The sequence below is a fragment of the Desulfovibrio sp. An276 genome (assembly GCF_002159665.1).
GTDB lineage: Bacteria > Desulfobacterota > Desulfovibrionia > Desulfovibrionales > Desulfovibrionaceae > Desulfovibrio > Desulfovibrio faecigallinarum.
The window spans coordinates 39,472-53,411 of the sequence record NZ_NFJC01000005.1; the positions used below are offsets into that span (position 1 = coordinate 39,472).

General features: G+C 57.3%; 11 protein-coding genes and 1 pseudogene. 8 read left to right on the top strand and 4 right to left on the bottom strand.

Annotated elements, in window-relative coordinates:
• Nucleotides 1-114: 114 nt before the first annotated feature.
• Nucleotides 115-1,377, bottom strand: a complete 1,263-nt coding sequence (gene lysA / locus B5F76_RS04060; protein WP_087351514.1) for a diaminopimelate decarboxylase — start codon at nt 1,375-1,377, stop codon at nt 115-117.
• Between the two features lie 378 nt (nt 1,378-1,755).
• Here lysA and B5F76_RS04065 point away from each other — a divergent pair, with 378 nt between their 5' ends.
• From B5F76_RS04065 to B5F76_RS04090, 6 genes are all read left to right on the top strand, one after another.
• Complete coding sequence (locus B5F76_RS04065; protein ID WP_087351518.1) at nt 1,756-2,184, top strand: FKBP-type peptidyl-prolyl cis-trans isomerase; 429 nt, start codon at nt 1,756-1,758, stop codon at nt 2,182-2,184.
• Nucleotides 2,185-2,265: 81 nt separating this feature from the next.
• Complete coding sequence (locus tag B5F76_RS04070) at nt 2,266-4,458, top strand: glutamine synthetase III family protein (RefSeq protein ID WP_087351521.1); 2,193 nt, start codon at nt 2,266-2,268, stop codon at nt 4,456-4,458.
• Between the two features lie 135 nt (nt 4,459-4,593).
• The gene (locus B5F76_RS04075) at nt 4,594-5,328 is read left to right on the top strand and encodes a tetratricopeptide repeat protein (protein ID WP_087351524.1); all 735 of its coding nucleotides are present in this window, start codon (nt 4,594-4,596) and stop codon (nt 5,326-5,328) included.
• 173 nt (nt 5,329-5,501) lie between these two features.
• Nucleotides 5,502-7,355 carry an indolepyruvate ferredoxin oxidoreductase subunit alpha gene (iorA, locus tag B5F76_RS04080; protein ID WP_087351527.1) on the top strand — a complete coding sequence of 618 codons (1,854 nt, stop codon included), beginning with the start codon at nt 5,502-5,504 and terminating at the stop codon, nt 7,353-7,355.
• 13 nt (nt 7,356-7,368) lie between these two features.
• On the top strand, nt 7,369-7,971 hold the full coding sequence (locus B5F76_RS04085) for an indolepyruvate oxidoreductase subunit beta (RefSeq protein ID WP_087351530.1): 603 nt from the start codon (nt 7,369-7,371) through the stop codon (nt 7,969-7,971).
• 83 nt (nt 7,972-8,054) lie between these two features.
• Nucleotides 8,055-8,822, top strand: a complete 768-nt coding sequence (locus B5F76_RS04090) for an SDR family NAD(P)-dependent oxidoreductase (protein WP_087351533.1) — start codon at nt 8,055-8,057, stop codon at nt 8,820-8,822.
• 62 nt (nt 8,823-8,884) lie between these two features.
• Here the strand turns inward: B5F76_RS04090 and B5F76_RS04095 are convergent, their stop codons facing one another.
• Nucleotides 8,885-10,306 carry a haloacid dehalogenase-like hydrolase gene (locus B5F76_RS04095; protein ID WP_087351536.1) on the bottom strand — a complete coding sequence of 474 codons (1,422 nt, stop codon included), beginning with the start codon at nt 10,304-10,306 and terminating at the stop codon, nt 8,885-8,887.
• Between the two features lie 348 nt (nt 10,307-10,654).
• Here B5F76_RS04095 and B5F76_RS15460 point away from each other — a divergent pair.
• A pseudogene (locus B5F76_RS15460) lies at nt 10,655-11,095 on the top strand (ATP-binding protein); the annotation flags it as partial.
• A 135-nt stretch (nt 11,096-11,230) separates the two neighbouring features.
• Nucleotides 11,231-11,878, top strand: a complete 648-nt coding sequence (locus B5F76_RS15305) for an ATP-binding protein (RefSeq protein ID WP_342633803.1) — start codon at nt 11,231-11,233, stop codon at nt 11,876-11,878.
• An 821-nt stretch (nt 11,879-12,699) separates the two neighbouring features.
• On the opposite strand, the gene ybgF is transcribed toward B5F76_RS15305, so the two are convergent.
• A complete protein-coding gene (gene ybgF / locus B5F76_RS04105; protein WP_239406956.1) occupies nt 12,700-13,620 on the bottom strand; it encodes a tol-pal system protein YbgF in 921 nt (306 codons plus the stop codon).
• A gap of 86 nt (nt 13,621-13,706) precedes the next feature.
• Entirely contained in the window at nt 13,707-13,931 is a 225-nt protein-coding gene (locus B5F76_RS04110; protein ID WP_087351543.1) for a PLDc N-terminal domain-containing protein, read from the bottom strand.
• Between the last annotated feature and the right edge of the window lie 9 nt (nt 13,932-13,940).

Genomic DNA, 13,940 nt, shown 5'->3' on the forward strand with positions numbered 1-13,940 from the left:
CTGCTCTTGGGGCTCTTCCCGGGGCTTTTGGGAAAAGGCGCAAAGTGCCGGACTGGCTCCATGTGAGCTGTCCGGCACGAAAAGATGGATTGGGACCAGGGTCCCGGGAAAGGCCTACACGAGGGTTGCTGTCAGATCGTCCAGGGTCTGGCGGCGGCGGATGAGCCTTGGCTTTCCTTCCAGGGGGATGAGCACTTCAGCCGGAAGACAGCGCGTGTTGTAGCTGGAGGACATGGCAAATCCGTAGGCGCCTGCATCGAGCACGCCCACAATGTCGTCCTCGTGGATCTCAGGCCAGGTCCTTTCCTTGGCAAGGATGTCGCCGCTCTCGCAGATGTTGCCCACAAGGGTCTGCACCATTTCCGGACGATTCTCTCCCTCGCCGTAGATTTCCACATCGTGGAAGCTGTCGTACATGGCAGGGCGCACAAGGACGTTGAAGCCAAGGTCCGTGCCCACATAGCGCTTGGGACCGTTGTTCTTCACAGCCTCTACGCTGCCAAGGAGAAGTCCGCATTCTGCCACAACGTAGCGGCCGGGTTCGACAAGGAAGCGTCCTGTGTAGCCTGTCTTTGCAATGAAGGCAGCAAAAAGCTCGTCCAGACGTGCCCCAAGCTCATTGAGATCAAGGCGCGCTTCGTTCTCGTACTTGTGGTAGGGAATGCCAAAGCCGCCGCCAAAGTCGATGACCTCGAGATTGGCGCGAAGGCTTTCGGGCAGATTTTCCACAAAGTTGAGCAAAAAGTCCGCAGCTGCCACGTAGCCGTCGGGCTGCATGAAAAGGGAACCAATGTGCTGTGTTGCTCCTGCCAGGGTGAGGTTGTGGCGAGCAAGGATTTCGGCCACCTTGTCCGTGTCCTCGGGGCAGACACCAAACTTTGTCTCCTTGCCGGCTGTGATGACCTTCTTGCTGTGGCCTGCGCCAATGCCTGGATTGAAGCGGACCATGACCTTTCCGCCGGGGTTCAGCCTTCCGTAGAGGTCGAGCTGGGAGAGGGAGTCCACGCTGACGAGCAGATCGTGGGCAATGGCATTCTTCATCTCCGCAGGGGAAATGTTGTTGGAGATGTAGAAGATATTGCTCTTGTCAAAGCCAGCCAGAAGGTCCATGTGCAGCTCGCCAGGGCTCATGGCGTCAACGGTCAGTCCTTCCTCGCGGATGACGGAGAGAAGGGCAGGGTTGGTATTGGCCTTTGCGGAATAGTTGACCGTAAAGCCCCTTGTCTTGCACATGGAGACGAGCTCACGGCATCTCTCGCGCAAAATTTTTTCGCTGTAGACGTAGAGGGGGGTGCCAAATTCCTCGACCAGGGCGCGGGGGGTGCTTTGGCCAAAGAAGTTGACGGAATCAGTGTAGCTGGAACGGATACCAGGCATTGTCTTGCCTCCGATTTGTTTCGAACTCTGCTGAATATATGAATATTTTCGGGGGAAGGGCGAAAGGTAGATCCTGCACGCGCCCTTTGTCAAGAAGCGTTTTTGTCGCGATTTGGCCCTACTGAACCCTGCTTGGCACCTGTCTGTCCCAAGGATGAGAAAGGAAGGGCAGACTTTCAAAGTGCTCTCCCAGGGGCCATAGTCTTCACCGCCTTTCCTGGCCCTTTTTGCCGCTTTTTTGCGGCCTTTTCCGGCTCTTGTGAAGCAGGCTCTTTTGCGCTATGAAAATCCTTTCATTTTTGCCTGAAGAGCAGGATACATGCTGCTCAAAACATTTTTGCCAACACATTTTTCAAGGACGCATTTCGAGGAGAGGCTATGCCCATAGAAAATGGCGATACCGTCAAGGTTCATTACACTGGCACCCTTACGGACGGCCAGCAGTTCGATTCTTCGCGCACCCCTGGCCGCGAGCCTTTGGAATTCACCGTGGGCAAGGGCGAGATGATCCCCGGCTTCGAGCAGGCAGTCAAAGGACACGAGGTGGGGGACCGATTCTCCGTGACCATACCCTGCGAGCAGGCCTACGGTACTGTGGACGAGAAGCTCCTCTTTACAGTCGAGCGCGCCCAGGTGCCGGCCAGCATTCCCGCCACTGTGGGCACCCGTGTTGCACTCTCCAATGAACACGGCACCATGTATGCCGTCATTTCCGAAGTGACGGACACGGAAGTGACTCTTGACGCGAACCACGAGCTTGCCGGCAAGGATCTCGTGTTCGACATCGAGATCGTCTCCGTTCGCTAGAGACACGTTCGTCAGGATTCCGTTCGCCAGGAACAGGTCAATTTTTCGGGCGGACAGCCCGGGGCTCTTCAAGGAGTGTTCATGAGCAAGTCAAGCGCACGTCAGAGCGCCATACAGGCCATCACGACGTACAATCCCGAGGAAGACGGATTCAACTTCCGCAATGTGAAGCCTACGGAAATCTTTGCCTGCAATGTCTTCAACGACAAGGTCATGCGCGAGCGTCTGCCCAAATCCGTGTACCGCTCCCTGACCAAGACAATACGCTACGGCGAGGCCCTGGATCCGGCCATTGCCGACACTGTGGCAGCCGTGATGAAGGACTGGGCCATAGAGCACGGCGCAACCCACTACACCCATATCTTCTACCCCCTCACAGGCCAGACTGCAGAAAAGCACGACAGTTTCCTGAGCCCCGACGGGCACGGCGGCGTTATTGCGGAATTTTCCGGCTCCATGCTCATCCGCGGCGAGGCGGACGGCTCCTCCTTCCCCTCCGGTGGCCTTCGCTCCACCTTCGAGGCCAGGGGCTACACTGCCTGGGACGTCACAAGTCCTGCCTATTTGCAGGAAAATCCCAACTGCATTGTCCTGTGCATTCCAACCATGTTCCTTTCCTGGACAGGTGTTGTGCTGGACAAGAAGACCCCCATGCTGCGCTCGGGACAGGCCCTGAACCGCGAGGCAAAGAGGGTGCTCGACCTCTTTGGGGTGAAGACCGATCTGCCCATCGTAAGCTACGCAGGCCTTGAGCAGGAATACTTTCTTATCGACAACAACTACAACTTTGCCCGCCAGGATCTGCTCATCGGCGGCCGCACCCTTTTCGGTGCGCGTCCTGCCAAGGGCCAGGAATTCAGCGACCAGTACTTTGGCGTCATCCCCCAGCGCGTGCTCTCCTTCATGATGGAGGTTGAGCGCGAGCTCTACAAGCTGGGTGTGCCTGTCATCACAAGGCACAACGAGGTGGCTCCGAGCCAGTACGAAATCGCCCCCATGTACGAGCAGGCCAACGTGGCCGTTGATCACAACCACATGATCATGGCTGCCCTGCGCAATGTGGCAAAGCACCATGGCTTGAAGTGCCTTTTGCACGAAAAGCCCTTCTCCTGCATCAACGGTTCAGGCAAGCACCTGAACTACAGCGTTGGCAGTGCAGAGCTTGGTTCCCTCTTCAATCCCGGCGACACACCCCACGAAAACGCAAAGTTCCTGGTGTTCTGCTCTGCTCTCATCCGGGCAGTGCACAAGTACGGCGGCCTCTTGCGCGCGACAGTGGCCTCTGCCAGCAACGACCATCGCCTTGGCGCAAACGAGGCCCCGCCGGCCATCATGTCCATCTTCCTTGGCGACGAACTCACCCAGGTGCTCGAAGCCTTCCGCGCAGGCCATCTGGAGCACGCTGAGTCCGGCAAGAAGAAGGGCAGCATGGACATTGGCGTGGACACCCTGCCTCCCCTGCCCAGGGACCCGGGCGATCGCAATCGCACAAGCCCCATTGCCTTTGTGGGCAACCGCTTCGAATTCAGGGCCCTTGGTTCCAGCCAGTCCGCTGCGGATTCCATCACTGCCCTGAACGCCATCATGGCAGACTCCCTCGCCTACGCCGCAGACTGGCTTGAAAGGGAGATGGCAAGTGGCGTGACCCTGAAGGACGCCATCCAGAGCTTCATCACCCACGTGATGGAAGAGCACAGCGCAGTCATCTTCAACGGCGACGGCTACTCAGAGATCTGGCACAAGGAAGCAGAGCGCAGGGGCCTTCCCAACCTCCACAACACGCCCGAGGCCATTCCTGTCCTGCAGGACCCCGAGGTGGTGGAACTCTACGAGCGCCTCGGCATCATGAACCCTGCAGAAATCAGGGCCAGGGTCGAGATCTATTTGGGCCAGTACTGCAAGACCCTGCGCACCGAGGCAACACTCACAGTGCGCATGTCCCGCCAGAGCATCTTCCCTGCTGCCCTGAACTACCAAAAGCTCCTTGCCGAGACCTGCGTGGCCTTAAAGGCCATGGGACGCGAGTTCAAAACCACCACCCTTGATGTGGTGACGGACGGCATCCGCGCCCTGCAGGAGAAAACCAACGAGCTTGAGGCAAGGATGGAGGCCATAGAGGGCGAAACCAACCTTGAGAGCCGCTCCAAACGCTATTGCGAGGAAGTGCTCCCCGTCATGAACGAGGTGCGCGCCGTGGCGGACAGGCTTGAGTGCGTTATTCCCGAAGACATGTGGACACTGCCCACCTATCAGGAAATGCTTTTCAACAAATAACACCCTATCCGGCTGCCCGGGAACCCCGGGCAGCCTTTTGCACGAAGGGGCTGGACCACAGTCCCAGAGATACAGGCAGCCCGTGGCTGCAGGGGCCCCAGGGTCCCCAAAAGAAATAGCAGGAGTATTCCTTCCATGAACAGAGTCGATAGCAGTCCGCTTCAATCCGCAGCCCCGGGCATGATGGCCAACATCCAGTCCGAGGTGGCAGCGGAAAACAGGCCCCTGCTGGAATTCATAGTCAGCAATTCGAAATATATCATAGCCGTCATTGTTCTGCTTCTGGCAGCCCTGCTTGGAACTGCCATCTACAACTACGTGCAGGAAGGCCAGCGCGAGGACACCCTGATGGAGCTTTCCAAGGTCATGGCTGGTCCCTCTGATGCAAGGCAGCTCGAAGCTTTGGAAAAGCTTGCGGCCTCTGCGCCTTCCTCCATGCGCACGGCCATAGCCGTTGCCGAGGTGCGCAGCGCCCTTGCCCAGAATTTTCCCGAGCGTGCAGAACAGGCGTACGCCCTTGTGGCAAAGTCCGCTTATGACACGCCCCTTGGCCTTGCCGCTGCCATCAATCAGGCAGGCATACTCATGAGCGAGGAAAAGTACGCAGAGGGCGTGCGCATTCTGCAGGGTCTTTTGCCCCGCCTGACTCCCCAGACCGGCGTGCAGGCCAAGATGATGCTGGCAGAGGGGGCTGCCAGGGCAAAGCAGTACGAGCTTGCCGCAAAGACCTTTGACGATCTTGCTGCCACAGCCCTTGTGGCGCCCATCGAGAAGGACTACTGCGCAACCCGTGCAAGGGATTTGCGCGCCATGGCAAAGGCAGAAGCTGCCGAAGCCCCCAAGATCGAGGCGCCTAAAGCATCCAAGTAGCCGGGAAAGCACAGATTTTTTTGTCAGGACGGCATTTTCCGGCTGATGGCCGCAATCCTTGTGGCCCCTTTGGGGCTTGCGGGGTGCGGAAGGCAGGAAAATGCCTTTTTTAGTGCATGCGAAAAGGAACGAAACGAAAGCCATTCCTTTTCGCGATTTCAGGAGAAAAACAGATGAGCAATCCACTGCTTCAGGGAAAGGGCGACGAATGCCACCTCTTGTTGGGCAATGAAGCCATAGTGCGTGGTGCGCTGGAGGCCGGTGTCCATGTAGTCACCTGTTATCCCGGCACACCCTCCTCGGAGGTGCCGGACACCTTCCGCCGCATAGGCGGAAACGGTGACTGCTACACCCTGCAATATTCGGTGAACGAGAAGGTCGCCATGGAGGTCGCCTGCGGCGCTGCTCTTGCCGGTGCAAAGGCCCTTGTCACCATGAAGCACGTGGGTCTCAACGTGGCAGCGGACCCGCTCTTTACCGCCACCTACACTGGCCTTCCCGGAGGTCTGGTTGTCCTTTCCGCTGACGATCCCGGCTTCCACTCCTCGCAAAACGAGCAGGACAACCGCAACTACGCCCGCGCTGCAGGCCTGCCCTGTCTTGAGCCTTCCTCTGCCCAGGAAGCCAAGGATATGACAAAAGAAGCCTTCCGCATTGCAAGGGAGCTGGAACAGCCTGTCCTTTTGCGCACCACAACGCGCGTGAACCACATGCGCGGTGCCGTGCGCTTTGGTGATTTGCCTGCCTCAAGAGACGATCTGGTTGAATTCAAGCGCAATCCCCTGCGCCACGTGCCTGTGCCCGCTGTGGCAAAGGTGCGCCACAAGGTCCTCGAGGAGAATATGGCCAAGGCGCAGGAAATTGCCGAAACATCCTCCTTCAACGTGAGCCACGTGCCTGCTTCCAGGCCGAAGATCGGTGTCATAGCCTCCGGCATTTCCAGAAGCTATGTCTGGGACGCTCTGGAAGAAAAGGGCTGGGAAGACAAAGTCTGTGTTCTTGAGCTAGGCATGACCTGGCCCCTGCCTGAAAAGCTCATTGCTTCCTTTATGCAGGATCTGGAACGCGTTCTTGTTGTCGAGGAAAACGATCCCCTGCTTGAAAACGGCGTGCGCGCCATTGCCCAGAAGACGGGCCTTGACGTGAAAGTTGAAGGCAAGGGCGAGATTTTGACCATACAGGGCGAAAACTCCACTCCGAAGCTTGTGCAGGCACTTTCCTCCTTCCTTGGCGAGCCTTGCGAAGAGGCAGTCATTGAGCCTGCCGCAAACCTTCCCAAGAGACCTCCGAACCTGTGCGCCGGCTGTTCCCACAGGGCAGTGTTCTACGCTGCCAGAAAGATTTTCGGCGACGACGCAGTCTACTCAAGCGACATCGGCTGCTACACGCTCGGCATGCTGCCGCCCCTGAAGTGCGCTGACTTCCTCTTCTGCATGGGCTCTTCCATTTCCGCCGGCTCCGGCTTTGCCATGGTTGCCAGGAAACCTGTTGTGGGCTTCATCGGGGATTCCACCTTCTTCCATTCCGGCATGACAGGCCTTGCCAATGCGCTCTTCAACGAGATGGACGTTATAGTCGTGATCCTCGACAACGGCACCACTGCCATGACAGGCCATCAGCCCAACCCCGGCATGATACAGGAACAGCTGGGCGACATGATGCGCCACCTCGACATCGAGGCCATTGTGTGCGGCATTGGCGTGACCCAGGTGCGCAAGGTGAGCTCCTTCAATCTGCGCTCCGTGGAAAAGGCCCTGGAAGAATTCAGGGACATGAAGGGCGTGCGCGTACTTATTGCCGAAGAGCCCTGTGCCCTGTATGCCCGCCGCTCTCTTGGCAAGGGCGCAAGCCGTGTCGCTGAGGTCATTGCCCAGGGAGAGGAGACCAGGCGTTGCGTTGACAGCTTTGCCTGCCCGGCATTCTGCTGCATAAACGGTGAATACAGTGTGGACAAGACCCTGTGCACAGGCTGCGGCGTGTGCCTGCAGGTGGCGCCCAAGAGCTTCAAGCTTGTGAAGCGCGGGTAGGGGGAGAAGAGAAATGAGTGCACAAAAAAGACTTCGCATCTATTTCACCGGTGTGGGCGGCCAGGGTTCTTTGACTGCCACTGCCCTGCTTGCCAGAACTGCCCTCTACGCAGGCGTGGATGTGGTGGCAGGCGAGGTGCATGGCATGGCCCAGCGCGGCGGTGTCGTGGAATCTGTCCTTTTGCTCGGCGGCTGGAGATCTCCCAAGCTCGAATACGGCGAGGCGGACATCATCCTGGGCTTCGAGCCTCTGGAAACCCTGCGCGGGCTTCCCTATCTGCGCAAGGGCGGGGTGGTCTTTTCCAGTTCCGACGCCATGCCCCCTGTGAGCGTTGCCCTTGGGGTGGAAAAGTACCCTTCCATGGACGAAATAAAGGCGCGCGTGGGCGAGGTCGCCTCGCAAAGCCATTTTCTGCCCTGCCGCGAGCTCGGCATGAAGGCAGGCGCTGTTCAGGCCGGCAACACCGTGCTCTTGGCTGCACTTTGCGCCTCCAACCTCCTGCCCTTTGGCGTGGACGTGTTTGAGAAGGCCCTGCAGCTCTTTCTTCCTGAGAAGATCAAGGCAGCCAATCTGAAGGCCCTTGAATTCGGCCAGGACTACATTGCCAATGCCTAAGCCAAGGCAATAGAGTCTGGACATTTGGAATAGGCCCGGGGAAGCAATGCTTCTCCGGGCCTTGTGCAAATGAGGAGGTTGTGATGCAGCTGACAGAGAAGCTCTTTTCCCTGAAGGGGAAGACCGCCCTTGTGACAGGAGGAAGTTCTGGCATAGGCTACGCCATTGCAAGGGCCCTTGGATATGCCGGGGCCAGAATACTCCTTGTGGCAAGAAGGGAGGATGTCCTTTGCAAGGCAAGGGTGAGCATGGAAGAAGAGGGGATAGAGACCAATACCCTTCCCTGCGATCTCGGATCTGCCGAGGGGGCACTCTCTTGCGCGAAGGAAGCGCTTGAGCTCTATGAGAGAGTCGATATCCTTGTGAACGCTGCAGGCGTGAACCTGCGCGAACCCTTTGGCACGGTTTCCCCCAGGACCTGGGAGGCACAGCTCAACGTGCATCTGACTGCCCCCTTCTTCCTGACACAAGGCCTTGCGCCAGCCATGGCGCAAAACCACTGGGGCCGCATCATTAACATCGCTTCCCTGCAGTCCTTCAGGGCCTTTGCCAACAGCGCTCCCTACGGCGCAGCCAAGGGCGGCATAGTGCAGCTGACAAGGGCCATTGCCAGGGAATGGGGAGAACATGGCATCACCTGCAATGCCATAGGACCCGGCTTTTTCCCCACAGCCCTCACGGCACCTGTCTTTGAAAACAAGGCGCTTGCAGCCCAAAACGCTGCCCAAACCTGCGTGGGCCGCAACGGCAGGCTTGAGGATCTCTGGGGCTGCGCCATCTTTCTTGCAAGTGAGGCCTCTTCCTATGTGACAGGCCAGACCATCATGGTGGATGGAGGCTTCACTGCCTAAAAAAAGAGGACAGGACACAAAGTCCTGTCCTCGGGAAAAGAAGGGAAGGATGGAAACAAGGTTTAGCGGGTCTTGTAGCCCTCGTAGGTCTTGAGCTTGCCTGTGAGGCTCGGCGCCTGATCCAGAAGCTGCTTCGGAGTCGTGCCGCTTTCGAGCATCTTGAGCCAACCTTCTGCCTTGGAGCTCAAAAGAACGGGCTTGTCCTTGCCAAGGGCCTGGATTTCGGGCCTTGCCCAGAGGTAGCCGCCGTTTTCGTTTCTGCCCTGCAGAACGTAGCGGGTGTCGCCTGCCTTGAGGCTTTCTTCAAGGGTGATGTTCTTTTTGTTCTGGTAGACGGCAATGGCAGCGAGCAGACCTGCGTCGTCCTTGCGGGCGCGGTTGAGGCCAAGGCCCACGGCAGTGTCCTTGTAGACTGTGCAGAAGTTGAAGTCGCCCTGAGAGTCAAAGGCAACCAGCATGGGGCCGGCGTTGCGGTAGAGGGGACGCACCAGCTTGTCCAGACTTTCTGCCTTGCCGGGACCCTGGGTCTGGGCGTGGAAGTCGTAGTCGTATTCGTTCGCGTAGACGCCGTTCACCTTCTTGTTGGCCATGGCCACAACGCCGTTCACGCCAGGGATGTTGAAGGCCTTGACTGCGGCAGTGATGACGTCCGTGAAGGAGGCAGAGCAGATCCATGCGTCGATGCCGTTGGCTTCAAGGGCAGCGAAGAGCTCAAGCAGTTCGGGAGAGACTGTCACGCCCTGGTTGAAGGAAACTGTGAGCTGGCCTGCCTTTGCACCGGGATAGTCTTTGGGGCTTGTCCAGGAGAGCTTCTTCCAGAAATCCTTTGCCTTGCTCTTCTGATCGTAGTCCACAAAGGCCGTGTAGGCCATGTCGTGCACCTGGGCCGGAGTCATGCCCGTGAACCAGTAGGTGATCCAGGGGTAGGACACGGACACGTCCATGGAATCGCCTATGGCGCTGTAGAGCCAGCGGGCCTTGGTGGCAAATTCCTGCCAGTCGCTGCTTTTGAGCCAGGGGCGGTTTTTCTGATCCTTGTAGTTGTCGACCTTTACCCAACCCTTGGCGCACAGCTTCTTGTAGGCTTCAGCAGCGTCCCTTGCCACACTTGCGACAGTGTGCTTGCCATAGTCACCGCCAAGCTCGGCATCGGGGTTGGGGATGCCGGTGGTGAGCACATCGTACATCTTGTCAGCCGGGATCGCGAAGGCTAGGTTTTCCAGCTGATAGATGGCGAGCTGTTCCTCCACGTCCAGGATGGCGACAGTGTTGTCGAAATCGAACACTGCATAGGGACGGATGGACGGATCGTAGTCGCTGGCAGTCTTGCCAAAACGGGTCATGGCGTCGTTCAGGGTCTGTTTGACAATAGGGTCCCAGTGCTTGCTCTGCAAGAGAACGGTCTTGTCCTTGGCATGGGCAGTGCCGGTCATGGCGAGGACAAGAAGCAGAATCAGAGCGGAAAGTTTGCGAATTATGCGCATGGGCTTCCTCCTTGGGCTGTATCCTTGGTCTGTATGTTCGCAAGCTCCATAGGGCAGAAAGGTTACAGGGGAGTGAAGCGTGCGCGACGATTGTGGCGCAAGAGTGTATCCCCACGCGCAGTGCAGGGAGTGTGATTTTCCGGACCCGTGATGGGTCTCAGTTGGCAATATTTTGATATCGTTGCTGAAAGTTGCAAGACAGGTATGGACTGTGTCTGAGTGTCCCTGTCTGAAAGTCGGGCTCTTTTTGTGCCTGTTCTGTGACAATGAGCCGAGTCGGGGACATCTTCAAAAAAATGGATTTCATTCCATTTTTATTGCCAGGCTTCTGCGTATGGAGGTGCCCCCATGCGGCACATCGAGAGAAGGGGGTATCTGAACTGGCTTGTCCGCCACAGGGACAGACAGATTGTGAAGGTCGTCAGCGGTGTCCGCCGCTGCGGCAAATCCACCCTGTTCGCAATGTACGGACAGTATCTGCAGGAACACGGTGTCGCAGGAGAGAGGATTGTCAGCATCAACTTTGAGGATATCAGCCATGAGGAGCTTCTGGACTACAGGGCACTCTAACGCTACGTCGCATCCCGCCTTGTGCCGGAGGCAAAGACGTATGTCTTCCTTGACGAGATCCAGCATGTTCCTGATTTCCAGAAGGCTGTGGACAGTCTGCTTCTGAAGGAAAATTGCGATCTCTATCTGACTGGTTCCAACGCCTATTTCATGTCCGGGGAGCCTGCTACACTGCTCACCGGACGCTACGTGGAACTTGAGATGCTGCCCCTGTCCTTTGGCGAGTTTTGCGCAGGCCTTGACGAGGAAAGACGCAGACTTTCCGACAACGAGAAACTGGATCTCTATGTGAGCCTTGGCTCCTTCCCCCATGTCCACAAGTACGGCCTGGGCCAGGAGGAAGCCCGTGAGTACATGCGCGCTGTCTACGAAGGTGTTCTGCTCAACGACATCGTGAAACGCTTTCATGTGGCCGATGTGAACATGCTGGAAGACGTGACACGCTTTCTCCTGCGCAACATCGGCAACAGGACGTCGCCTGCGGCCATAGCCAAGGCAATGACATCCCGTGGCAGGAAAATCGACCCCAAGACAGTGGACCGCTATCTGCACGGTCTGACGGAAGGGCTGCTGTTTTTTCAGGCCAGGCGATACAATATCCGGGGCAGGGAACTGCTTTTCTCGATCAACAAATACTACGTCGCAGACGTGGCCCTAAGGAATATGTTGGTCAGGACACGTTCGTCCGACATTGGCCATATCCTCGAGAATCTGGTCTATCTTGAACTACGACGCCGTGGCTATCAGGTTTTTGTTGGTCAGCTTGGAGCCGATGGAGAAGTGGACTTTGTCGCCATCAGGGACGGCAGGCCCGAATACTATCAGGTGGCCGCGACAACGCTTTCCGAGGATGTGCTTGTGCGTGAGCTTGCTCCCCTGCAAAAGATCAGGGACAACTATCCGAAGTATCTGCTGACACTCGATACGGTCTTTGCAGAGAGCGAATACAGTGGCGTCCAAAAGAAGAATGTTCTGAACTGGGTGCTTGCGCAGGTCGTGTAGTGTGCACTGTTTCTGGCCTGTCTCTTCCTGCAATTGGGAAAAAAGCATGTCATAGGGCTGGACAGACTCTAGAATAGGAGCTACATAAAAAGGGAGCCCCGGATCCTGAGACGAACAGGAACCGGGGCTGGCGCGGCGCGTTAAGGCGTCCCCTTTACACGGTCGCCATTTGAAGGATTAAGTTTTCGGCCCCGACCCACCTTCACTGGGCCGGGGTCATGTTACATGGCGTTAGACGCCGGGAACAGGACTAAAGCCGCAATGGCGAGCAGGATGAAGACCAATCTCTTCATGGCTGCCTCCTAATTCTGGCTTGCTCCGCGCCGAACGCAGGGCTTTGACGAAAAAGCAAGGCAACCGTGCAAGTGCAGACTAACGCATACAAGTACGTCCGTCTAGCACTTGTTTTGGAATTTGTATGGTATGCAAAAGCCTGTGATCGCAGACAGTTATTTTGTCTTCTGCCGTGTCCCTCGCTTCCCGACACAGGTAGAAAAAGCCCGGCAGAGGGCTGGACAGGTCTTCAAACCAGATCTACATAAAAAGGGAACCCCGGAACCTGCTGGGAACAGGAACCGGGGCTGGCGCGGCGCGTTAAGGCGTCCCCTTTACACGGTTTTAGTTTTCGACCCCGACCCACCGTCCATGGGCCGGGGTCTACTATTGTGGCGTAGCCGAAAACCGACCAGAGCCGGGGCTGCACAGTCGGGATTGGCAAAAAGCCCAAAGTGACTTTGCCCCCTTTCTGGCAAAAGGCTGTAAAAAAGCCGGACACGTACTTTGACGTATCCGGCAGCAAAATCCGTTTGGCAAAAATGGGGTTAGGCGTTTGTCTTGAGGAACGTCTTTGCCCTGGCTGCCTCTGGGCTCTTGGGATACTTCTTGATGAGTTCGTTCATGCGGGCCCTGGCAGCCTTGTTCTGCTTCAGTTTGCTGAAGCAGATGCCCTGCTTCAGGTAGGCTCCGGGAGCCTTGCTGGAAGAGGGATACTTTGTGATCACTGTGTCGTAGGCGAGTGCCGCGTCGGCAAACTGGTTGGTCTGGAAGTAGCACTCTGCCAGATAGTACTGGGCCTGGGGGGCCTTGGAGTCGGAGCCGTAGTTCTTCAGAAAATCGCTGAAGGAGCGCTGGGCTTCGGTGTACTTTCTGGCCTTGAAGGCGTTCACGCCAGCATCATACAGGGCAACAGTCATGTCCTTCTGTGCCTTGGGCTGTTCGGGCTTGGGTGTTGCCTGGCCCCAGGTGCTGGCAGAAGCAGCAGCCGCGCCTGTAGCAGCTGCTGCGGCAGTGCCGCCACCAATGCCACCGTAGGAGGGCGTATTGTCAGCTGCAGAAGCCTGGGTCAGGGATGTGGCTGCACCAGCGTCCTGGCCGAAGTTCGGAACCTGTTGCTGGGCTGCCACGCCACCCTGCTGGACAGGGGCTATGGGATCGCCAAGGTCAAACTGCAGGGCCATGGAGGTTTCTATCTGGCGCAGGGCAGCGTCGTGGCGGTTCAGCTTGTCCACAAGCACAGCGGAGCCACCGATTCTGCGCAAGTCAGCAATCTGGCCGCGCAGATCCTGCACTTCCTCGCGCAGGGCCTGTACCTGGTTCCAGGAATCGGCCTGCACGGGCTGCATCTGGCGTATCTGGGCGTCGTGCTGCATGAGCTGGGCTTCCATCTCGTCGTTTCTGTTGGCGCAACCAGAAACGGAGGTCGCTAAAAGGCCCAGTACGAGAAGAAGAGATACTTGTTTCAAGGTTCACTCCGAAAAACAGCGAGAAGAGAGAAAGGCTGGTTCAGTCGTTCTCGCGTTGCCCCACACGAGGCAACACAAAAATTCTGTTATTGTTGAATAGCCTTGCGGTTGATCTTCTTTCCGGCAAGCCTTTTGCCAAGGAGAAGATAGAGAAGGCCTCCCACGACCGGCAGGAAGACACAGAGCATGAGCCAGGTGACTTTCTTGGGCAAATCGTCGTTAAAGTCATGGCTCCAGATGTGCCAGACGCCCCAGAGGTTGGGCAGTATGGGAATAATGGCAACAAGGACGTGCCACCAGGCAAAGGTCATATGTACTCC

What these genes read in the sequence shown, in the direction of transcription:
- lysA (WP_087351514.1), bottom strand. Translation starts at nt 1,377, where the DNA reads ATGCCTGGTATCCGTTCCAGCTACACTGATTCCGTCAACTTCTTTGGC.
- B5F76_RS04065 (WP_087351518.1), top strand. Translation starts at nt 1,756, where the DNA reads ATGCCCATAGAAAATGGCGATACCGTCAAGGTTCATTACACTGGCACC.
- B5F76_RS04070 (WP_087351521.1), top strand. Translation starts at nt 2,266, where the DNA reads ATGAGCAAGTCAAGCGCACGTCAGAGCGCCATACAGGCCATCACGACG.
- B5F76_RS04075 (WP_087351524.1), top strand. Translation starts at nt 4,594, where the DNA reads ATGAACAGAGTCGATAGCAGTCCGCTTCAATCCGCAGCCCCGGGCATG.
- iorA (WP_087351527.1), top strand. Translation starts at nt 5,502, where the DNA reads ATGAGCAATCCACTGCTTCAGGGAAAGGGCGACGAATGCCACCTCTTG.
- B5F76_RS04085 (WP_087351530.1), top strand. Translation starts at nt 7,369, where the DNA reads ATGAGTGCACAAAAAAGACTTCGCATCTATTTCACCGGTGTGGGCGGC.
- B5F76_RS04090 (WP_087351533.1), top strand. Translation starts at nt 8,055, where the DNA reads ATGCAGCTGACAGAGAAGCTCTTTTCCCTGAAGGGGAAGACCGCCCTT.
- B5F76_RS04095 (WP_087351536.1), bottom strand. Translation starts at nt 10,306, where the DNA reads ATGCGCATAATTCGCAAACTTTCCGCTCTGATTCTGCTTCTTGTCCTC.
- B5F76_RS15305 (WP_342633803.1), top strand. Translation starts at nt 11,231, where the DNA reads ATGCGCGCTGTCTACGAAGGTGTTCTGCTCAACGACATCGTGAAACGC.
- B5F76_RS04110 (WP_087351543.1), bottom strand. Translation starts at nt 13,931, where the DNA reads ATGACCTTTGCCTGGTGGCACGTCCTTGTTGCCATTATTCCCATACTG.